Genomic DNA, 18639 nt, shown 5'->3' on the forward strand with positions numbered 1-18639 from the left:
CGGACCTCTAGTGGCGTTCCGTCGGCCTCTTCTGCTCGGTTGGCTTCTGCTTGCCCGCAGGGGCCGAACCATGGTCCAGCAGGGTGATGCTGTCGAATTTCGAATAGAGTTCGTTGGCCAGGTGCTCATTGGCCAATTCCCGGCGAATGGCCATCCTCACCAGTATATCCTTGTTCTTGATGCCCTGGTCGAACAGCATCATGACGGTGCGGGCGAGCCGATTGGCGTTTTCGTGCTCGCGGTGATCCCGTCCCAGCTTGAGGGAGGCGGTCTTGTGAGCCTCGCTCATGATCTGCCAGTCTTCGTCCGTATATTGCTCGAAATGAGGCTGCTTCGGCATGGTGTTACCGCTCCGCGCGTCAGGACTGCCATCCATGCTAACAGACGGAAGGCGCTTTGGTAAATAACGAAGGGGTGTAGACCGTTCCGCGTGATTGCCGGGCCGGGCGACGAAATGCTATCGGCATCTGCGCGCCGCCTGTAAGCTCTGGCGAGGGCCGGCCGACGGCACATAGCGAATGAGGAGAAGACCGGATCGTGGCGGGAAATACAACAGGATGGGGCAGGGCGGCCGGCCTGGTCGTCGGGGCACTGGCGGCAATGATTGCTGCGAGCAACGGCGCGCGAGCCGAACGGATCGCGATCTGTCATGGCTATGGCTGCCACTTTCGTACATCGCTCACATTGTCGAATGCGGATCGGGCGCGCATAGCCGCGATCATGGCCGGTGGAAAGGCTTCACCGGCCGCCGAGCGCAATGCCACGCGCCGGGCGGTGCAATATTTCGAACGGCGCGGCACGGCGGCAATAGGCATCCGGGACAGGCCGAAGATGGAGTTCGGCAAGGGCCGGGAGAAGGGCCAGATGGATTGCGTCGATGAATCGACAAATACCGGCCGGTTCCTGAAATATCTCAAGCAGAATGGCATGCTGCGGTTTCACGTTCCCGCCAATCGCGCATCGCGGGGCAATTTCATCGATGGACGTTACCCGCATTTCACCGCCGTCATGGTCGATCGCGCCGGATCGTCCTGGGCCGTCGATTCCTGGTACGAGCCCGGCGGCGGACTGCCGGATATCATGCCGCTCAGCCGCTGGAAGCAGCGAGGCTATGGCGGGCAGCGCTGACCGGCCGCGAATTCCCGGCTAGCTAGCCGGTCGTCTGCAGCACGCAGGTCGGCTTGATGCTGGCCTTGCGGTGCTCCCTGAAGGCTGCGGTGATGGCGCGCAACGTCTCCTTCGTTCGCGGGTCGGAAAGGGAGGAGTGGAGCACGATCTCGAGCGATGGCAGCGGCGGCAGGGAAAGCACGTCGCCGATATCGACAGCCTCGGGCGGAGCAAGGCGATAGGGATAGGCAGCGACCGCCAGGCCGGCGGATACCGCGGCGGCGATGGCAGACGTGCCGCCGACGAAGACTTCGACCCAGGGAATGCAGGCGCGGTCGAGCAGGCGCGTGGCGACATCCCTCACCGCGCAGTGGGGCGAAAGCGTCGCCAGCGGCAGGGGTTCGCCGAGCCGGTGCTCGAAATCCGGTGAGGCGAACCAGCCGAAATGTTCGGGCCCGAGAATTTCCCCGTCGCGGCGGTCGTCGTCACTGCGAATGATGACGGCGTCGAGCGTGCCTTCCTCGAAGGAATCCAGCAGCGCACGCGAATTATCCAGCAACACTTCGATCGTCAGCGCCGGGTCGAGCGATTTCAGCCGCGCCAGCAATGTCGGAACCTCGGGCCCCATGACGTGGCTGGCGATCCCGAGCCTGAAGCGACGCCGGGTGGCAGTCAATCCGGCAATGGCCCGCTCATGCGCCGCCAGGAATTCGCGCGCCGACTGGATGAATATCTGGCCCTGCGCAGAGAGGCGCACCTGGCGCGGCGTCCTCTCGATCAGCTTTTGCGAGAGCCGGTCCTCCAACCGCTTGAGCTTCACGCTGATGGCGCCTTGCGTGGTTCCTAGAGCCTCGGCCGCGCGGGTGAAGCTGCGGTGCTCGGCTATCATCACAAAGGCCCGAACAGCATCGACTTCCAGTATGGTCACACTGCTATCCATTCAATTTTGTTGTCACTGAAATAGTCTGACATTCGATTGTCTTATGGTCAATGCGCGACCATCTTGCGTCCAGACTGCTGACTGAAGGGTGCCGTTGGGATCGGCACGATACGCCGCAGTCTCGATTCGCAATGAAAACAGCAAGGTAAAATCATGAGCTCCAATGTCTCATCAACAAATCTCGTGGCCTTGGCCGCCGTGTGTCTCTCGGCGCTCATGCTTGGCCTTGAGATTTCCAGCATTCCCTCCATACTGCCGACGCTTGAACACGTCCTGCCCGCGAACTTCAAGCAGCTTCAATGGATCATGAATGCCTATACGATAGCCATGACGACCTGGCTCATGGCCATGGGCGCGCTTGCGGACCGGTATGGCCGCAAGCGCATCTTCATGGTGGGAATAGTGGTTTTCGGTATTGCCTCGCTTGTCTGCGGCCTGGCAGAAACGGCGCCGGTGCTGATCGCGGCGCGGTTTCTGCAGGGAACGAGCGGCGCGGCAATGCTGGCCTGCCAGGTCGCGGTGCTCTCGCACCAGTTCCGCAATGGTCGCGAGAGAGGCACCGCCTTCGGTTGGTGGGGCATCATATTCGGCATCGGCCTCGGGTTCGGTCCGATCGTCGGCGGTCTCATCGTCACGCTTGCCAGCTGGGAATGGGTGTTTCTAGTCCATGTGGTCCTCGCTGCGGCGACGCTGGGTCTCGCCCATGCGGGTGTCGAGGAATCGTCCGATCCGCATGCAGTCCGGATCGATCTCGCCGGCATGGTCAGCCTTTCGGTCGCCGTTTTCTGCCTGGTCTATCTGATCACGCAGGGTGAAGGCGTTGGAACCGGCAATCCGCCTGGCCTCGCCATGGCCGCCATCGGCCTTGTCAGCCTCGTCATCTTCATCATGGTCGAGAACAGGGTTGTGCGGCCGATGTTCGATTTCCGCACCTTTCGGACACGCAGCTTTTCGGGCGCGCTCATCGGTTCCGGCGGCATGAACTTCAGTTTCTGGCCATTCGTGATCTACCTGCCGATCTATTTCCAGGCGGTGCTCGGGCTCAACAGCGTCACCGCAGGGCTCACCCTTCTAGCCTATACGCTGCCGACGCTCGTGGTTCCGCCTTTTGCAGAAAGACTGTTGCTGCGTCAGGGACCAAGGGTGGTCATCCCGCTCGGTCTGTTCCTCATCGGCATCGGCTTCATCCTCATGCGACTTGCGGCCGTCAGCGATCAGGCGAGTTGGCTGACCATCTTGCCGGGCTGCATCCTCGCCGGCATCGGGCTTGGGATGACGAATACACCGGTCACCAATACCGCCACGGCTGCCGTTCCGGTCGAACGCGCGGGCATGGCTTCAGGCATGGATATGAGCGCGCGCATGATCTCGCTCGCCATCAATATCGCGTTGATGGGCTTCATCCTCCTGCTCGGCATTCATTCGCACCTCGAAAGCCTGGCGGGGGGAGGTCAGGTCGCCGACTTCAGGTCGCTTGCCGAGGCGATTGCCGCCGGCAATCTCGGCGCCGGGATCGGAGGCGACATCGGGCTCGAGGCTGCACGATCCGCACTGATCCAGGGTTTCAGCTGGGTCATGCTCTATGGCGCGCTGTCGGCACTGGGCTTTGCCGCGATCAGCTTCGTCATCTTCGGTGCCCGCAACGCCAAGCCGCTGCAAGCCGGCGGGCTCTAGTGGATGGGCCGGGCGGTGCGCGCCGGCATCAGCGACGCTGCCCTGTTTTTGCCTTGATTTACCGGGGAACATTACGATGCAAGTGCGGTTACGTCTTCATCGAGTTATCAACCTATGGAGGAAAACTCATGATCTACAAGACACTGGCCGCAGCATTCTTTTCCGTTGCCATGGCGACGTCAGCCTTTGCTCAAACCGCGGCGCCGGCCGACCCTGCCACCAGCAAGCCGACCGGGACTTCGGAAGGGGCGATGCCGGAAAACAAACCCGCCGACGAAGCCGACAAGACGCCGGGCGCCGATCAGTCCGGCGCCACCACCGGCAGCACGGCAACGGGCACAACGTCCGATTCGGAGGGCAACAAGGGCGGCCTGAACTGCCCCGACATCAAGTCCGGTCAAACCACGGCAATGAGCAACGACTCGACCAAGCCGCCAACGCGGCCGCAGGACTGCCCGACCAATTAGTGACCCGAATCTGAAGTTCACGACATTGTTGCAGCAGCACCAGATGAACTTCAGATTCGACAGGGTCACTAGCAACCAGATGTTTCCAGTGTGGTTTCGGAATTGAAATACGCTCCGGCCCTGCCGTCATAATCAGGCGTATTTCAATTCCACCACACTAGCGCGGCCTACATGGCGAATAGCCCCGGTTTCCATGGATGCCGGGGCTGTTTTCGCGGGCGCAAATGGCTCGCGGCAGAGGCGGCTCAGATGCCGGACCCGTCGAGTTGTTCCGAATCTTCGCCTTCCCAGGGCTGGGGCGCCGAAGCGCGGCTGAAATCGGCTGACGGCATCGGCATCCAGCACTTCAACTCTGGCTCGGCATATTCGATGATGCGGCCGGGGGAGGAATCCGAGGCGCGCCAGCCTTCCGCACCATACTGGTCGCCATTCGACCAGTAGGCGAGGTCCACTTCCGCCGGTCCCTGTTCGGACGAGCGGACCGTGACGAGAATCCGGCTACCGTCTTTTGGGGCGCTTGCCATGTGACGCCACCGCTCAGGTTCGACCATCGTTCTTCCTCCTGCCTCTCGGTGGAAGTGTCGCCTCGGCATCGAAAACGGTCAAGCCAAACCTCGCATGCCTGAAGCTCGACAGGCTCCCGCAGGCGTGCATTTCGTCAATCGAATGATGGACGCGACACGAGAACGAAAGCGACTATAGTACCCGCTTGTTCATTCTACATCCCGGGGGCCATTTGGAACGCCGACTGAGCGCTATATTTGCTGCTGACATCGTCGGCTACAGCCGCCTGATGGGGATCGATGAGGCGGGCACGCTCAACGGCTTCAAGCGTCATCGCAGCGAACTCATGGACCCGTTGATCGGCGACCATCAGGGCAGGATATTCAAGCTGACCGGCGACGGAATGCTCGTCGAGTTTTCCAGCGTGGTCAATGCCGTTGCCTGTGCGGCCGATATCCAGCGCGGGATGAAGGAGCGCAACCGGGAAGTGGAGGCGGACCGCCGCATCGAGTTCCGCATCGGCATAAACCTCGGCGACATCATCGTCGAGGATGGCGATATTTTCGGCGACGGCGTGAATGTGGCGGCGCGCCTCGAAAGCATCGCGGACCCGGGCGGCATCGCCGTGGCGGCATCCGTGCGCGACCAGATCGGCTCGAGGCTCAATCTGCCTTTCGTCGACCGGGGCGAACAGTCCCTCAAGAACATCAAGCAGAACATCCGCGTCTATACGATCGGCTTCGACGATGCGCCCGGCCCGGATTCCTCCGCACCGACGCCACCAGCCATGCTCGACCAGACACAGAAACTCATCGCTGTCCTGCCATTCACCAATATGAGCCGCGACCCGGAACAGGAGTATTTTTCCGACGGCATCACCGAAGACATCATCACCGACCTGTCGAAGGTTTCCAGCCTGCATGTCGTGGCGCGCAATACGATGTTCACCTACAAGAACAAATCCGTGAAGATCAAGCAGGTGGGGCAGGAGCTCGGCGTGCGCTATGTGCTGGAGGGCAGCGTCCGCAAGGTCGGGGAGCGCGTGCGGGTCACCGGGCAACTCATCGATGCGACGTATGGCGGCCATGTGTGGGCAGAGCGCTACGACCGCGAACTGACCGACATTTTCGCGATACAGGACGAGATAACCCAGTCGATCGTCAACCAGCTGAAGATAAAGCTGCTGCCGGATGAGCGGAGGGCAATCGTGGCGGCGCCGACGGGCAATGTCGAGGCCTATACCTATTATCTTCGCGGCCGGCAGTTCTCGCATGCCTGGACCAAGTCCTACCTCCATCTGGCGCGGCGAATGTTCTGCAAGGCAGTGGAACTCGATCCGGATTATGCGCGGGCCTATGCGGGCATAGCCGATTGCGAGGCGGCCCTGCGGGACTGGCAGCCGCAGGATTTTCCGCTGGAAAGAATATTGGCCATGGCGGGCAAGGCATTGGAGCTGGACCCCGACCTGGCCGAGGCCCACGCCTCGCGCGGCCTGGCAATGCACCAGGCTGGCCGGGACGAGGAGGCCGCGGCATCGTTCCAGCGCGCACTCGCGATCGATCAGGGGCTCCATGAGGCGAATTTCCACTATGGCCGCTTCTTTTACATGCGCGGCGAGTTCGAGCCTGCGGTGGAGTATTTCAGGCGTGCTGCGGAGTTGAAGCCCGATGACTACCTGTCGCCCATCCACCTGATGAGCGCATATCGGTCGCTCGGCAAGGCGGCGGATACCGAAAGCTGGGCGCGCGTCGGTGCCTGGCGAGCGGAACAGGCATTGGCCCGGAATCCGGAGAATTCGGGACCGGCGCATCGGGGAGCGCTCGCCTGGGCCCATATGGGCGACAAACAGCGTGCGATCGAATGGGCCGACCGGGCATTGGCGATCGATCCTGACGATGTCGTGGCGCAGTATAATGTCGCTTGCGTCTATTCGATCATCGGCGAGACGGAAAAAGCCATCCAGCTGCTGCAAACCGTCCTGCCGAAAAGCTCCTATTACCAGACCATGTGGTTCAGGAACGATTCCGATCTCGACGCCATCAGGGGCGATGTCCGGTTTACCGACATGTTCAAGGTGATCAAGGAACGAACGGCGTGATCGGGCGGCGGCGGGGAGGTTCTGCGCGCAATCCCGCGAGGCGGCGATAAGTTCATCGTCCGGCGACGATTCAGAAAAATATACCAGGAACGCGGCGCAGTTCAGCGCCTGCTTTCTTTTTAATCTCTATAACTTTGGTAGTCTTTACCTGAGCCGTGTCAGCGGCAATAACAGTTAAAGGGATATCGCTCATGTCCAATCCGACTGTCGTTGGTCTCTCCGGCAATGTCCGCAGCCCTTCAAAGACAAAATCGCTCGTCACCAGCGTGGTCACGAGCATCAGCCGGCAATATGGGCTGACAGCGGAAGTCTACGATCTCATCGACGTTGGCGCATCGCTCGGCACTGCCCATCACGCCAGCGAACTCAGTCCCGCCGCCACCGCCATTCTCGACAAGGTCGTGGCAGCGGATATTCTGGTGGTGGGTACGGCAACCTATAAGGGCAGCTATACCGGGCTGTTCAAGCATTTCATCGATCTGCTCGAGCCGCGCGCGCTGCAAGGCAAGCCGATCGTGCTTACGGCGACGGGCGGAAACAACAGCCACGCATTGATCATCGAGCACCAGCTGCGGCCATTGTTCGGGTTCTTCGCGGCGCATACGCTCCCGACCGGGATATTTGGCGTCGATCGCGACTTTGCCGATAACGAGATCGCGTCAGAGCCGGTCAGGCTCAAGATCGCGCAGATTGTCGAAGAAGTCCGTCCATTCGTCGCTCAACTGGCGTTTCCGGCCGCCAGCGCAGCGGAGTAAGACGATGACGCGCGCACTGACCCTTGGCGAGACGGCCCGAACGGTTGCGATAGAACTTGCCGCGACGGCCGGCGATCATGATGAAAGCGGTGCGTTTCCGCACGAGAATTTCCGCAAGTTGCAGGAATACGGATTGCTGGCGCTGACTGCGCCGGTGGCCTATGGCGGCCGAGGGGCAGGGCTTGCCGATGCTGCGACCGTGATCGGTGAAATTGCCAAGGGCGAGCCATCGACCGCGCTGATCCTCGTCATGCAGTACATCAACCTTGCGACACTGCCCGGTGAGCGCTGGCCGGAACATCTGGTGCGGAGGGTGCTGGCCGACGCGGCAACGAACGGCGCCCTGATCAACGCGTTGCGGGTGGAGCCGGAACTCGGGACGCCGGTCCGCGGTGGCCTTCCGGCGACGACCGCGCGCCGGACCGGGGACGGCTGGTCGCTGAGCGGCCGCAAGATCTACTCGACGGGCATTGCCGGCCTCACCTGGTGCATCGTCTGGGGACGAACGGACGGGGAAGAGCCGCGCGTGGGCGCCTTTCTGGTGCCCGCCAAGGCGGATGGGCTGCGGATTGAACAGACATGGAATCCGCTCGGCATGCGCGCGACGGCGAGCCACGACGCCATTCTCGACAATGTCCGGATTCCCCTCGACCATGCGGTCGATATTCGCCGGCCGGAGGAATGGAAAGAGCGCGACGGCAGCCAGACGGCGTGGATGGCGGTGCTGTTCGGCGCCCTTTACGACGGCGTGGCGCGGGCGGCGCGCGATTGGCTCGTTCAATTCCTCCATGATCGGAAACCCGCCAATCTTGGCGCTGCATTGGCAACGGTGCCTCGCATCCAGCAGGCATTCGGCGAAATCGAGGAACTGCTCGTTACGAATGCGCGCCTGCTCCGTTCGGCTGCGCGCGATGCGGATGCCGGCGAAGCGCCATCATCGACCGAGAGCAGCCTTCTCAAATTGACCGTGACCGAGAATGCGATCCTGGCGGTCGAAAAAGCACTCAGGCTGACCGGAAACCACGGCATCAGCCGCAATAATCCGCTGGAGCGCCACTATCGCAACGTTCTTTGCGGCCGCATCCATTCACCCCAGGAAGACACCGTGCGGATCGCCGCGGGGCGCGCAGCCCTCGGCATCTGACACGGCTTACCCCATTCAAGGAGGCCACCATGCCAGTCGAATTCATTGGTTATGTCGGAAACGCCAACGGTTCCGAGACAATCCGCGCCACGGGCAAGGCGCTGGATCTGAATTATATCGAGGCGCTTGCCAAGGTGCAGGAAAGCGGCGGTTTCGACCGCGTGCTTCTGGCCTTCAGTTCGACGTCCCCCGAAAGCATCCTCGTCGGCCAGCACGTCACCAGCGTGACGAGAAACCTCAACGTCATGATCGCCCATCGCCCGGGCTTCACGGCGCCGACGATTGCGGCGCGCCAGCTGGCGACCCTCGATCACATCAGCGGAGGTCGTGTCGGTGTCCATATCATCACCGGCGGCAACGACGTCGAACTGGCGCAGGACGGCGATCACCTGACCAAGGACGAGCGCTATGCGCGCACGTCGGAATATCTCGACATCGTACGCCAGGAATGGACGAGCGCGGAACCGTTCGACTATGACGGCCGGTATTACAAGGTCGACAAGGGCTTCGGCGGCATCAAGCCGGTGCAGCAGAACGGCATTCCGGTCTATTTCGGCGGCGCTTCCGATGCGGCCCTGCAAGTGGCCGGCAAACATGCGGATATCTACGCGCTCTGGGGCGAGACGCATGCGCAGGTGAAGGAACTGCTGCAGCGCGTTCGCGAGGCCGCCGCTCCCTATGGCCGATCGCCGCGCTTCAGCCTTTCGCTGCGCCCGATCCTGGCAGAGACGGAAGACGCGGCCTGGGCCAAGGCCAACACCATTCTTGAGAAGGCGAAAGCCCTGATCGATGCCGGCCGCGTGCGCGATGCCAACAATCAGCGCTTCAACCAGATCGGCGGACGCAACCCGGCCAATGAAGGCTCGAAGCGCCTGCTGGCCGCGGCAGAACAGGGAACCGTGCTCGACAAGCGCCTGTGGACAGGGATTGCCGGGCTGACGGGCGCGCAAGGCAATACGACCTCGCTCGTCGGGACGCCCGATCAGGTGGCTGAGGCATTCCTCGACTATTACGACCTTGGCATCACCACGTTCCTCATTCGCGGCTTCGATCCGATCGAGGATGCCTTCCACTACGGCCGCGACCTGCTGCCGCGCGTGCGCGAGCTCGTGGCACAGCGGGATCGGGCAGCAAAGCAGGCGCACGCGGCGGAGTAGTGCCGGCGGCCAGAGTCACAGTCGAAAACCAAAATCGAAGGAGTTGGGAAATGGGGAATTTCATGCTTGACCGCCGCACGCTCCTGCGTGGCGCCGGTGCATTGGGTCTGGCGGCGCCGCTCGGCTCCATGGCGCTGACCGGCCTCGCAGGCGCACAGAATGCAGCGGCACCCGCCAAGGAACTGAAGAAGATCAAATTCGCCACCAATGCTTCGGCGATCTGTCTTGCCCCGGTCTTCGTCGCCAAGGAGCAGGGGATATTCGCCAAATACGGGCTCGACGTCGAGCTGGTGAATTTTGGCGCATCCACCGAAGCGCTTCTGGAGGCGATCGCGACGGGCAAGGCCGATGGCGGCGTCGGCATGGCGCTGAGGTGGCTGAAAGCGCTGGAGCAGGGCTTCGACGTCAAGATTACAGCGGGCACACACGGAGGCTGTTCGCGGCTGGTCACGCCGGCAAGCACCGGCCTGAAGACACTCGCGGACCTCAAGGGCAAATCCATCGGCGTCTCGGATCTGGCGAGCCCGGGCAAGAATTTCTTCTCGATCCTTCTGAACAAGGAAGGCATAAACCCCATCAGCGATGTGGAATGGCGGCAATATCCCGGCGAACTGTTGCAGGTTGCGGCGGAAAAGGGAGAAATCCACGCCATCGCCGACGGCGATCCCAAGGCCTTCTTCTGGCTGCGCGATAATGATTATGTCCAGATAGCCTCCAATCTGGACCATGGTTTCGAACAGCGCGTCTGCTGCATCGTCGGGCTGCGCGGCAGCCTGATCCGCGATGACCTGCCGACCGCCACCGCCCTCACGCGCGCATTGCTGGAGGCCCAGGACTGGACCGTTGCCAAGCCCGAGGACGCCGCGAAAGCCTTCCTGCCGAATGCGCCGAAGGACAAATCGACCGACGACCTGATCGCCGTGCTTCTGGCCCAGACGCATAATCACAATCCGACCGGCGCCGACCTGAAAAAGGAAATCGCCCTCTACGCCGGCGAATTGCGCGATGTGCAGGTATTCAAGCAATCGACCGATCCGGACGCATTTGCCGACAAGGTCTATGCAGACGTCCTGACAGCCTGACGAAAGGGGGGTGACATGACCGCCATAGAGTCGAACGACACGCGGTTTTCCACCGCAGCCAGCCCGGCCGCCTCGGCCAGACCGGCCGGCCGGACCTGGTGGACGGGAGCGTTTGCCGCGCTGCTCTGGCTGGCCGCCGCAGCCGTCATCGAATTCTGGCCGGAGATCATACCCGCCCCCTATGGCCGGGAACTGGCAATACTGGCGGTGCTGGTTGCGGCGCTGCTTGGCCTGGTGCTGGCGACAGGACCCTTCCTCGGGAAGACCGCAGCCTGGATCCGCTATTATGGTCCGTGGTTTGCCGTTGCTGCGGTGGGGCTTGGCATCTGGGAGGTGCTGACGGCCAAGCTCGCCCTGCTTCCGGTGCCGTTCTTCGCGTCGCCGCAGGGTATTCTGGAAGTCTATATCGACGATTGGGCGCGCCTCGGCGAGAGCGTCCTTCATTCGGTCCTGCTGCTCGCCAAGGGCTATTTCTTCGGCGCCGTCATCGGCTTTACCACCGGCGTCACGATAGGCTGGTCGCGGGCGGCCGGCTACTGGGTCCATCCCATATTGCGGTTGATCGGACCGCTTCCCGCAACGGCATGGCTCCCGCTTTCCTTCTTCATCTTCCCCTCGAGCGGCTCGGCGAGCGTCTTTCTCATTGCACTGGCGACGGCCTTTCCGGTGACGATCCTCACCTGGTCCGGCATCGCCAGCGTCAACCGCGATTACTACGACATCGCCCGCACGCTCGGCGCCAGCCGCTGGTTCCTCATCTTCAAGGTCGCCATTCCCGCCGCCTTGCCGCATGTCTTCGTCGGCCTGTTCATGGGCCTCGGCACATCCTTTGCGGTCCTCGTCGTCGCCGAGATGCTGGGCGTCAAGGCAGGGCTCGGCTGGTATCTGCAATGGGCGCAGGGCTGGGCCGCCTACGCCAACATGTATGCCGCGCTGATCGTCATGGCCCTGATGTGCTCGAGCCTCATCACCATTCTTTTCCGTATCCGCGACCGGGTACTTTCATGGCAGAAGGGACTTGTCCGATGGTAGCGCTTGCGCAGTCCGATTTTCGCGAACCCGCGCACCGCACCGGTGTGCAGGTGGATATCAACGCCGTCTCGCACCAGTTCGAGCTCGAGGGAGAGCCGCTGCCCGTCCTCGATCGGGTCAGCTTTGCCGTCGAGCCCGGACAGTTCGTGGCACTGCTCGGCCCCTCCGGCTGCGGCAAGTCGACTCTACTGCGGCTGCTGGCGGGACTCGATCACCCCACCGCCGGCTCCCTGCGGGTGAATGGTGAGACCATCGCCGACCCCGATCCCTCGCGCATACTGGTGTTCCAGGACCCGACGCTCTTCCCCTGGCGGACCGTCCGCGACAATGTCGCGCTCGGCCTCGAAGCGCAGGGCATCATCAGGACCAGTGGCGATCGTGTCGATGCCGCACTCCGGCTTGTCGGCCTTGCCGGGTTCGAGAAGGCCTATCCGCACCAGCTTTCGGGCGGAATGGCGCAGCGCGTGGCGCTCGCACGGGCATTGGTCAACGATCCGCGCCTGCTCCTCCTCGACGAGCCGCTGGGCAAGCTTGACTCCCTGACACGGCTGACGATGCAGGCCGAACTGGTGGCGCTGTGGCAGAAGGCTGCGATGACGGCCGTTCTCGTCACGCATGATGTCGAGGAGGCGCTGTTCCTGACGCAGCGCGTTCTCGTCTTCGGGCCGCGTCCGGCAAGGATTGTCGCCGATATCCCGGTCGACCTGCCGTATCCGCGGCACCGGGGCGATCCACGCCTTGGCGAGCTGCGCCGTGAGGCGCTTCAGCACCTTGGCCTTGCGGCAAGCTGGTAGAACGATGGCAGCGGCGCCGGCCACGGGCTCCCGAGTGCCGATCATCATCGGCGGCGCGATCGGCCTCCTGATCGGCTACGGGCTGGATACGAGAGCGGGCCTGGCCGGTCTGAAGGATCGTTCGATCGCCATACCATTGGTATCGAGCGACCTCGCGGCTACCTGCGTGGCGGCGGCAAAAGACGGCGACCCGCGCGCCGCGGCGCGGCTGTTTCGACTGATCGCGGAAGGCGGCGACCCCGGTCTCCTGCCGCCGCCTCGGCTGCGGGCGACGATCCTCGTCGATCCGCCGCATGTCGGCGACGTCTCGGTGACCATAATCGACGTCGAGCGAGACGGAATTCCCGCCGTCGATACGACGGAGATCGTCTTCGAGCTCGCCAAGCCTTCGTTCGGTCTCGGACCCTTTAGGCACAGGGTCAGCCGCCAGGGTGACGGGACGTTCGAAGTCCCGCCGCTGAAGATCGGCATGAATGGGTATTGGGTGGCGAAACTCGTCGTCACCGACAGTTTCGGCGCGAATATCGAGGCGACGACCGCGCTTGAGATAGGCTGAGCATCGCCGCCCGGCATGAATGCCGCGTCTATCTGTGGATAGGGTCCTTCCACAGGACGCCTTCCGGCTTTTCAACCGGCTCGATATCGAGATTGACCACGACCGGGTCCTGGCCGGAGCGAACGAGCACGCATTCCAGCGTTTCGTCTTCGCTTGCATTGATCTCCTGATGCGGCACATAGGGCGGAACGTAGATGAAATCGCCCGGGCCGGCTTCGGCCGTGAATTCGAGGTTGTTGCCCCAGCGCATGCGCGCCTTGCCCTTTACGACGTAGATGATGCTTTCGAGATCGCCATGGTGATGGGCGCCGGTCTTGGCATTGGCATGGATCGTCACCGTGCCGGCCCAGATCTTCTCCGCGCCGGCCCGCGCATTGTTAATGGCTGTCGCGCGGTTCATGCCGGGCGTCTGGGCCGTATTGGGGTCGAGCTGGTTGCCGGGAATGACCTTCACACCATTGTTGCGCCAGTCGATCTCCTGATGGTCGTGATCGTGTGCGTGGTCATGATGATGGTGCTGGTGATCGTGATCTTTCGACAATGCTATATCCTCGATGATGCCGATGCGGGCAGGGTGCTTCGTCACGCGGTCCGCACCAGCTCGTCGAAGCCGGTATCAGCCAGGTGAACGCGCCTGTCCGATCCAATATGATGATCGCAGGCCGTTCGCTCGAACTTCCTGCCGCTTTGACGTTCTGTCAGCGCTCAAATTACGTTTTTTGCAGCAGCGGCCACAGGCAGAATGTTGTCTATGCCCGGAGTTGATGGAACATATCTCCCACCGATCCCATGCCCGGCAGCAAAAGCATTCCAGAATGTGCCGGGCAGGGTGGCGGGCGCCAAATTCTACGCCGAGCGTCTACCCGAGACTGCGTGATAGAGCCAGAGGACCACGATCGAGCCGATTATCGCGACTATCAAACTATAGATATTCAGGCCGGTAACTCCGGCTGCACCAAAGAAGCTGAAAATAACGCCACCAACAACAGCACCGACGATTCCAAGAATGATGTCCAGAATAAGCCCCTGGCCACTGCGATTGATAATTTTGCTTCCAATAAAACCTGCAACCAGTCCCAAGATTATCCAACTAAGAATAGACATCGGTCACCTCTGAGTTTGCGGTACAATGCAGACATATTTTCCCATAGACTGGACAAATGCAAGTTATGGTTGCTTAGTTTGACATGTGTTTCACCAAAAGGAGCGACGTTTATGGGAATTTTCGACAATGCAGTACCTGAGGGTAACATCACAAAGCCCTTGCTGATCGCGTTGGGGGCACTGATCGTCGGGAAAATGGTCAGCGGCGGCGGCAGCGAGCCGCAATCGGCGGAACCAGCGGCAAACGCACCGGAACCAACAGCAAGCGCGCCAGAGCCGACGGCAAGCGCGCCAGAGGCTCCAACGCAATCAACCGGCGATGGTGGCCTGTTAGGCGGGCTGGGCGGCTTGATCGAAAGCCTCACCAAGAACGGTCATGGCGAGACGGTGGATTCCTGGGTGAAGCCAGGTGAAAACAAACCCATCGCCCCCGGTGACCTTGGCTCCGCACTTGGCAAGACAGCGGTCAGCGAAATCTCCAAGCGCACCGGTATCAGCGAGGAAGAACTGCTTGCCCAGCTTTCGAAGGTGTTGCCCGGTATCGTCGACAAGCTTACGGCCGACGGCAAAGTTCCGACGACGAATGAGGTCGCTTCGCTGCTCGGGACCAAGGTTTAACTTTTCGGACCAGTCCGGGCGAGGACGCAGGAAACCTGCTCGCCCTTCACTACGATCAGGCCACCTTGCTTCGGCAGGGTGGTTTTTTCGTTCATGCAGCGCAGCGAAAATACAATAAAAACAAATAGATATGGCGGAGGGGGTGGGATTCGAACCCACGGTAGGCTCTCACCTACGCCGGTTTTCAAGACCGGTGCCTTAAACCGCTCGGCCACCCCTCCAACCCATGAAAACCTGTCGGCCGGCTTGGCGATCGACATGGCGGCGCGCGGTTGCCGCCAGCGGGTTTCGCGGCCTTTATAGTCGTTCGGATTGCAGCGTCAACCTGTTCCGCGAATATGGGTGGGGGCGATGGGGCTGACCTGTTCCGCATGCTGAGCCAAGCTCCATCATGGTGTGGCACCCTCCATCATGCCAAGCCCCTCATGGTGAGCTAGTCGAACCACGAAGCACGCACTGTTTTGATGCGGTGCTCTGAAAAGCGATTGCACAAACGTTGCTGCGCCCTTCGTGGTTCGACTAGCTCACCATGAGGGCTCAGGATGAGGGGATGGGGTGGATGGCAGGGGATAGTTCTGCCCGGCCTTCAGTTCTGGCTCCCTACTTTTCTGCAAATCCCCGACCTCCCTCATGCAGAGCTTGTCGAAGCACGCGGGACATCATTGCCATCTCTCGTTTCCGGGCCGTGAACAGGGGCACAACGGGCCCACGCGGTGGGATAGATTTCCGGCCTCAAAAAATATTTAGCCCTGCAAGTCACTGATTTCGCTCATTCTTCCTTCCGGCACGCAAAAAAACTTATCCCCCCTGTTTGAAGCCGGGGTATTCTGCACAAATCCTTTCCAGTGGGGGAGCAGCTTCCGGAGCTGTTTCGACAAGCTGGGAAAGGGTGGCGTTGCCGGACGATCGGAAGTGACAACCCCGACTGGCCAGCAAACTGCAGAAGGAAACGGAGGTGGCGCTTCGTTTCCGGGTTGTTGCGTCTGACAAACGCAGGAACAGCAGGCAAAGACGTCGCGGGCGGTCTTCGGACCTCGACCCTGATACCACTACTGACGCGCTGAAGACCGCCCGTCTCCCCCCATTTCAATGACCAGACGCGATTTTCGCGGGCGTGGTGAGGGTTTTCCGTATCCAGCCTCTCCAACAAGAGACTGCACAAACGTTGCTGCGCCCTTCGACAAGCTCAGGATGAGGGAGAGTAGAGTTTTGCAGGGTGGTGGTTCTGTGAGGTTTCAAATCATGGCTCCCTCCGCTTCCGCCATCAATAATTTTCCCTCATGCTGAGCCTGTCGAAGCACGCGGTACATCACTGCAATCAACCGGGACAGGCTCGGCATGAAGAAGGTTGGGATTTGCATGAAGGAGGTTGGGCATGAGAAACAGGAACATTGGCAATTGTCATTTTAGAAGCGTCGGTTGCTTGCGCAATCTTCGATGGAGGGGATCGCCATGAATGATATACATCTCGTCGCATCGTCGAGCGCCGCCGGAAGCCTTCGTGTTGCGACACTCGAACTTGGCCTGCCGGGCGAGCCGTTCTGTATAAGGGATGACCTCTCGCTCGGTCCCCTGACCGACGGACACGAACGCGCTGCGTTCTGGCACGCACTCGCGGCCGGGGCGAGGGAGCCTGAACTGCACGGGGTCTTCGGCGATTCCGATGAGCATGGCTTCGATCCCGGCGATGCCTTTGCGCCGTGGCGGCATCTGGTGCGGCGGCTTGGTCACGGCGCGCTCAGCCGCATTTTGATCTGGACGAGCGGAAGCGGGGCGGATCATGTGCTGCTGCGCATGGCATGTCACTGGCTGGGCGACGCTGGCGTGCAACTGGCGCAGGTTCATGTGCCAGCCCGCGAGGACCATCATTCCGTGTCGGTGCATCCACCGGAGGCGCTCGTCGGCTTTGTTTCAAGCACGACACCGATCGAGGCGGCACAGGTGCGCGTGCTGGCCAATCAATATGAGGCCATCGCACGAAGACCGGAAATGCGCCGGGAGGTCGACGCGCAAGGACGACTGGAGTTCAAGGACATTTCTGCGCATGACGAATTCATTGTTGAATGTTCTCCGCCCGAATGGACACGCGCCGCGCGCGTCGTCGGAGACGTCATGTCGCGATGCGATCCGCGCAATGGCCTCGGCGATCTCCTGGTCATATCGCGGCTGCGCCATCTGATCGCTGCCGGACGGATCGAGGCGGACCAGGTCGACCGCTCCATTCGAAGCTTCAATATACGCAAGGCTGAGGATTAGAGTGCAGCCGGCGATCGTTCCAGTTTGATCCGCATTTTAAGCAAGTTCACAAGCGAAAATTATCCAGTTATTTCAGAGAGCTTTTGCTAACCATTACAATTAAGAAGCCCGCAATTCGCGTCGCCTTATGTTCGGGGCAATTCAACAAGACCCAAAACAACTGACAGGCAGGCAATCAGATGAAAAATCTCTTCGGGCGTTTTCTGAAGGACGAATCGGGCGCAACGGCTATCGAATATGGCCTGATCGCAGCCCTCATTTCCGTCGGCATCATCACCGCCATCTCGTCGCTCGGCGACAATATATCGAGCACGTTCGGAACATCCGGAACGACCGGTGCTGAAACCGGGCCCGCAACCGGCCCTGAAACCGGCCCCGCAACCGGTAATGGCGTGAACAAGTAAATATCGGCTCCAGGGCCGATTGGCATGGTCGCGGCACGCCGGCTCCAGCGCGCGGCGGCCGTTGCCGCGGTTAACGCGGCATCAACCAATCGATGCCATCTATAGGCCTGATAACCCGCGGTCACGGGTTTGCGCAGATGTTTCCATCTGTTATCGTATCCGAGTCTGACTTGTGTGGGGACGGCATCCGCCGTGTTGAGTTTGCTGAAAGCCAAAGCTTTTCGAATAGCAGGGGTGGTGGCAATGGGCGCCCTTATGGCTGCCTGCGCTTCGCCGAAGCCGAAATCCGCCAGGAAATCCCACGGCAAGGAATATTTCGCCGAATCGAAATATGGCGTGAAGGCCAGTCCCAGAATCGTGGGCGAGGGGCGGAAAATCCCGCGTGGCGGCGGCCGCTATCAGGTCGGCAAGCCCTATCAGGTGGCGGGCAGGTGGTATTATCCCAAGGAAGAGCCGGGCTATGTGCGCAAGGGCAAGGCGTCCTGGTATGGCGCGGCCTTCCACGGCCGGCTGACGGCCAATGGCGAGGTCTACGATACCAATCATCTGACGGCGGCGCATCCGACCATGCCGCTGCCGAGCTATGCGCGCGTCACCAACATGGCGAATGGCAGTTCGGTCGTCGTGCGGGTCAATGATCGCGGGCCCTATCATGGCAATCGGGTGATCGACCTCTCGCAGCGGGCGGCGTCGATGCTGGACTACCAGCATACGGGCACCGCCGATGTGAAAGTCGAATATGTGGGGCGTGCGCCGCTGGACGGCGCGGATGAAAGCTTCCTCATGGCTTCCTATCGCGGCCCCGGCGCCGGCGATCCCTATGGCCAGCCGGCATCGGGAGTCATGATCGCCATGAACGGCGCTACGCCGACGAGCAAGGCGGCGGTTGCCATTCCCGGAATGGCGCCGCAGCCCGCAGCGGGCGTGCAGGTCGCCAGCCTCGACGC

General features: G+C 61.4%; 20 protein-coding genes, 1 tRNA gene and 1 pseudogene. 15 read left to right on the plus strand and 7 right to left on the minus strand.

Annotated elements, in window-relative coordinates; genetic code table 11:
- Positions 1 to 7 precede the first annotated feature (7 nt).
- Entirely contained in the window at positions 8 to 340 is a 333-nt protein-coding gene (locus M8997_RS05165; RefSeq protein WP_250014325.1) for a hypothetical protein, read from the minus strand.
- A gap of 197 nt (positions 341 to 537) precedes the next feature.
- On the opposite strand from M8997_RS05165, the gene M8997_RS05170 reads away from it, so the two are divergent.
- Complete coding sequence (locus tag M8997_RS05170; protein WP_250014327.1) at positions 538 to 1128, plus strand: hypothetical protein; 591 nt, start codon at positions 538 to 540, stop codon at positions 1126 to 1128.
- A 22-nt stretch (positions 1129 to 1150) separates the two neighbouring features.
- On the opposite strand, the gene M8997_RS05175 is transcribed toward M8997_RS05170, so the two are convergent.
- The gene (locus M8997_RS05175) at positions 1151 to 2035 is read right to left on the minus strand and encodes a LysR family transcriptional regulator (protein WP_250014329.1); all 885 of its coding nucleotides are present in this window, start codon (positions 2033 to 2035) and stop codon (positions 1151 to 1153) included.
- Between the two features lie 165 nt (positions 2036 to 2200).
- Between M8997_RS05175 and M8997_RS05180 the strand changes: the two genes are divergently transcribed.
- Positions 2201 to 3721: an MFS transporter gene (locus M8997_RS05180; RefSeq protein WP_250014331.1), complete on the plus strand. Its 1521-nt coding sequence runs from the start codon at positions 2201 to 2203 to the stop codon at positions 3719 to 3721.
- Between the two features lie 128 nt (positions 3722 to 3849).
- Positions 3850 to 4188, plus strand: coding sequence for a hypothetical protein (locus M8997_RS05185; RefSeq protein WP_250014333.1), 339 nt, complete (start codon positions 3850 to 3852; stop codon positions 4186 to 4188).
- Between the two features lie 245 nt (positions 4189 to 4433).
- Here M8997_RS05185 and M8997_RS05190 read toward each other — a convergent pair whose 3' ends face one another.
- Positions 4434 to 4739, minus strand: coding sequence for a hypothetical protein (locus M8997_RS05190; protein ID WP_250014335.1), 306 nt, complete (start codon positions 4737 to 4739; stop codon positions 4434 to 4436).
- A 185-nt stretch (positions 4740 to 4924) separates the two neighbouring features.
- Between M8997_RS05190 and M8997_RS05195 the strand changes: the two genes are divergently transcribed.
- Positions 4925 to 6790 carry a tetratricopeptide repeat protein gene (locus M8997_RS05195; RefSeq protein WP_250014336.1) on the plus strand — a complete coding sequence of 622 codons (1866 nt, stop codon included), beginning with the start codon at positions 4925 to 4927 and terminating at the stop codon, positions 6788 to 6790.
- A 70-nt stretch (positions 6791 to 6860) separates the two neighbouring features.
- Here M8997_RS05195 and M8997_RS22135 read toward each other — a convergent pair whose 3' ends face one another.
- Entirely contained in the window at positions 6861 to 6983 is a 123-nt protein-coding gene (locus tag M8997_RS22135; protein ID WP_256473149.1) for a hypothetical protein, read from the minus strand.
- Between M8997_RS22135 and msuE the strand changes: the two genes are divergently transcribed.
- From msuE to M8997_RS05230, 7 genes are read left to right on the plus strand one after another with little or no spacing between them, the layout of a single operon-like run.
- Positions 6982 to 7545: an FMN reductase gene (gene msuE, locus M8997_RS05200; RefSeq protein WP_250014337.1), complete on the plus strand. Its 564-nt coding sequence runs from the start codon at positions 6982 to 6984 to the stop codon at positions 7543 to 7545. The two genes, M8997_RS22135 and msuE, sit on opposite strands and share 2 nt — an antisense overlap.
- Before the next feature lie 4 nt (positions 7546 to 7549).
- Complete coding sequence (locus tag M8997_RS05205) at positions 7550 to 8689, plus strand: acyl-CoA dehydrogenase family protein (protein ID WP_250014338.1); 1140 nt, start codon at positions 7550 to 7552, stop codon at positions 8687 to 8689.
- A 29-nt stretch (positions 8690 to 8718) separates the two neighbouring features.
- A complete protein-coding gene (locus M8997_RS05210) occupies positions 8719 to 9846 on the plus strand; it encodes an LLM class flavin-dependent oxidoreductase (protein ID WP_250014339.1) in 1128 nt (375 codons plus the stop codon).
- A gap of 50 nt (positions 9847 to 9896) precedes the next feature.
- Positions 9897 to 10928: an ABC transporter substrate-binding protein gene (locus M8997_RS05215; protein ID WP_250014340.1), complete on the plus strand. Its 1032-nt coding sequence runs from the start codon at positions 9897 to 9899 to the stop codon at positions 10926 to 10928.
- Positions 10929 to 10943: 15 nt separating this feature from the next.
- Positions 10944 to 11960: an ABC transporter permease gene (locus M8997_RS05220; RefSeq protein ID WP_250014341.1), complete on the plus strand. Its 1017-nt coding sequence runs from the start codon at positions 10944 to 10946 to the stop codon at positions 11958 to 11960.
- Positions 11954 to 12754 (plus strand): ABC transporter ATP-binding protein, encoded by an 801-nt coding sequence (locus tag M8997_RS05225; protein WP_250014344.1) that lies wholly within the window; start codon positions 11954 to 11956, stop codon positions 12752 to 12754. The genes M8997_RS05220 and M8997_RS05225 overlap by 7 nt, the downstream gene beginning before the upstream one ends.
- Positions 12755 to 12758: 4 nt before the next feature.
- On the plus strand, positions 12759 to 13310 hold the full coding sequence (locus M8997_RS05230; protein ID WP_250014346.1) for a hypothetical protein: 552 nt from the start codon (positions 12759 to 12761) through the stop codon (positions 13308 to 13310).
- A 28-nt stretch (positions 13311 to 13338) separates the two neighbouring features.
- Here M8997_RS05230 and M8997_RS05235 read toward each other — a convergent pair whose 3' ends face one another.
- Positions 13339 to 13851, minus strand: a complete 513-nt coding sequence (locus tag M8997_RS05235; protein ID WP_250014420.1) for a cupin domain-containing protein — start codon at positions 13849 to 13851, stop codon at positions 13339 to 13341.
- A 305-nt stretch (positions 13852 to 14156) separates the two neighbouring features.
- On the minus strand, positions 14157 to 14414 hold the full coding sequence (locus M8997_RS05240; protein WP_250014348.1) for a GlsB/YeaQ/YmgE family stress response membrane protein: 258 nt from the start codon (positions 14412 to 14414) through the stop codon (positions 14157 to 14159).
- Between the two features lie 195 nt (positions 14415 to 14609).
- Between M8997_RS05240 and M8997_RS05245 the strand changes: the two genes are divergently transcribed.
- Positions 14610 to 15032 (plus strand): YidB family protein, encoded by a 423-nt coding sequence (locus M8997_RS05245; protein ID WP_323748418.1) that lies wholly within the window; start codon positions 14610 to 14612, stop codon positions 15030 to 15032.
- A 131-nt stretch (positions 15033 to 15163) separates the two neighbouring features.
- Here the strand turns inward: M8997_RS05245 and M8997_RS05250 are convergent.
- Positions 15164 to 15253: transfer RNA gene (locus tag M8997_RS05250), tRNA-Ser, on the minus strand.
- Between the two features lie 1231 nt (positions 15254 to 16484).
- Between M8997_RS05250 and M8997_RS05255 the strand changes: the two genes are divergently transcribed.
- The 3 genes and pseudogenes from M8997_RS05255 to M8997_RS22230 form a co-directional block, all read left to right on the plus strand.
- On the plus strand, positions 16485 to 17288 hold the full coding sequence (locus M8997_RS05255) for a DUF3658 domain-containing protein (RefSeq protein WP_250018762.1): 804 nt from the start codon (positions 16485 to 16487) through the stop codon (positions 17286 to 17288).
- Positions 17289 to 17467: 179 nt separating this feature from the next.
- The gene (locus tag M8997_RS05260) at positions 17468 to 17692 is read left to right on the plus strand and encodes a Flp family type IVb pilin (protein WP_250018761.1); all 225 of its coding nucleotides are present in this window, start codon (positions 17468 to 17470) and stop codon (positions 17690 to 17692) included.
- A 255-nt stretch (positions 17693 to 17947) separates the two neighbouring features.
- Positions 17948 to 18572 (plus strand): annotated as a pseudogene (locus tag M8997_RS22230) (septal ring lytic transglycosylase RlpA family protein); the annotation flags it as partial.
- Positions 18573 to 18639: the final 67 nt, after the last annotated feature.

Source organism: Phyllobacterium sp. 21LDTY02-6 (assembly GCF_023554255.2).
Classification (GTDB): Bacteria; Pseudomonadota; Alphaproteobacteria; order Rhizobiales; family Rhizobiaceae; genus Phyllobacterium.

Excerpts from the sequence above, each read along its gene's own strand:
- M8997_RS05260 (WP_250018761.1), top strand. The coding sequence starts at position 17,468 with ATGAAAAATCTCTTCGGGCGTTTTCTGAAGGACGAATCGGGCGCAACG.
- M8997_RS22135 (WP_256473149.1), bottom strand. The coding sequence starts at position 6,983 with ATGAGCGATATCCCTTTAACTGTTATTGCCGCTGACACGGCTCAGGTA.
- M8997_RS05165 (WP_250014325.1), bottom strand. The coding sequence starts at position 340 with ATGCCGAAGCAGCCTCATTTCGAGCAATATACGGACGAAGACTGGCAG.
- M8997_RS05225 (WP_250014344.1), top strand. The coding sequence starts at position 11,954 with ATGGTAGCGCTTGCGCAGTCCGATTTTCGCGAACCCGCGCACCGCACC.
- M8997_RS05180 (WP_250014331.1), top strand. The coding sequence starts at position 2,201 with ATGAGCTCCAATGTCTCATCAACAAATCTCGTGGCCTTGGCCGCCGTG.
- M8997_RS05185 (WP_250014333.1), top strand. The coding sequence starts at position 3,850 with ATGATCTACAAGACACTGGCCGCAGCATTCTTTTCCGTTGCCATGGCG.
- M8997_RS05255 (WP_250018762.1), top strand. The coding sequence starts at position 16,485 with ATGAATGATATACATCTCGTCGCATCGTCGAGCGCCGCCGGAAGCCTT.
- M8997_RS05220 (WP_250014341.1), top strand. The coding sequence starts at position 10,944 with ATGACCGCCATAGAGTCGAACGACACGCGGTTTTCCACCGCAGCCAGC.
- M8997_RS05190 (WP_250014335.1), bottom strand. The coding sequence starts at position 4,739 with ATGGTCGAACCTGAGCGGTGGCGTCACATGGCAAGCGCCCCAAAAGAC.
- M8997_RS05215 (WP_250014340.1), top strand. The coding sequence starts at position 9,897 with ATGGGGAATTTCATGCTTGACCGCCGCACGCTCCTGCGTGGCGCCGGT.
- M8997_RS05205 (WP_250014338.1), top strand. The coding sequence starts at position 7,550 with ATGACGCGCGCACTGACCCTTGGCGAGACGGCCCGAACGGTTGCGATA.
- M8997_RS05240 (WP_250014348.1), bottom strand. The coding sequence starts at position 14,414 with ATGTCTATTCTTAGTTGGATAATCTTGGGACTGGTTGCAGGTTTTATT.
- msuE (WP_250014337.1), top strand. The coding sequence starts at position 6,982 with ATGTCCAATCCGACTGTCGTTGGTCTCTCCGGCAATGTCCGCAGCCCT.
- M8997_RS05230 (WP_250014346.1), top strand. The coding sequence starts at position 12,759 with ATGGCAGCGGCGCCGGCCACGGGCTCCCGAGTGCCGATCATCATCGGC.
- M8997_RS05245 (WP_323748418.1), top strand. The coding sequence starts at position 14,610 with ATGGTCAGCGGCGGCGGCAGCGAGCCGCAATCGGCGGAACCAGCGGCA.
- M8997_RS05210 (WP_250014339.1), top strand. The coding sequence starts at position 8,719 with ATGCCAGTCGAATTCATTGGTTATGTCGGAAACGCCAACGGTTCCGAG.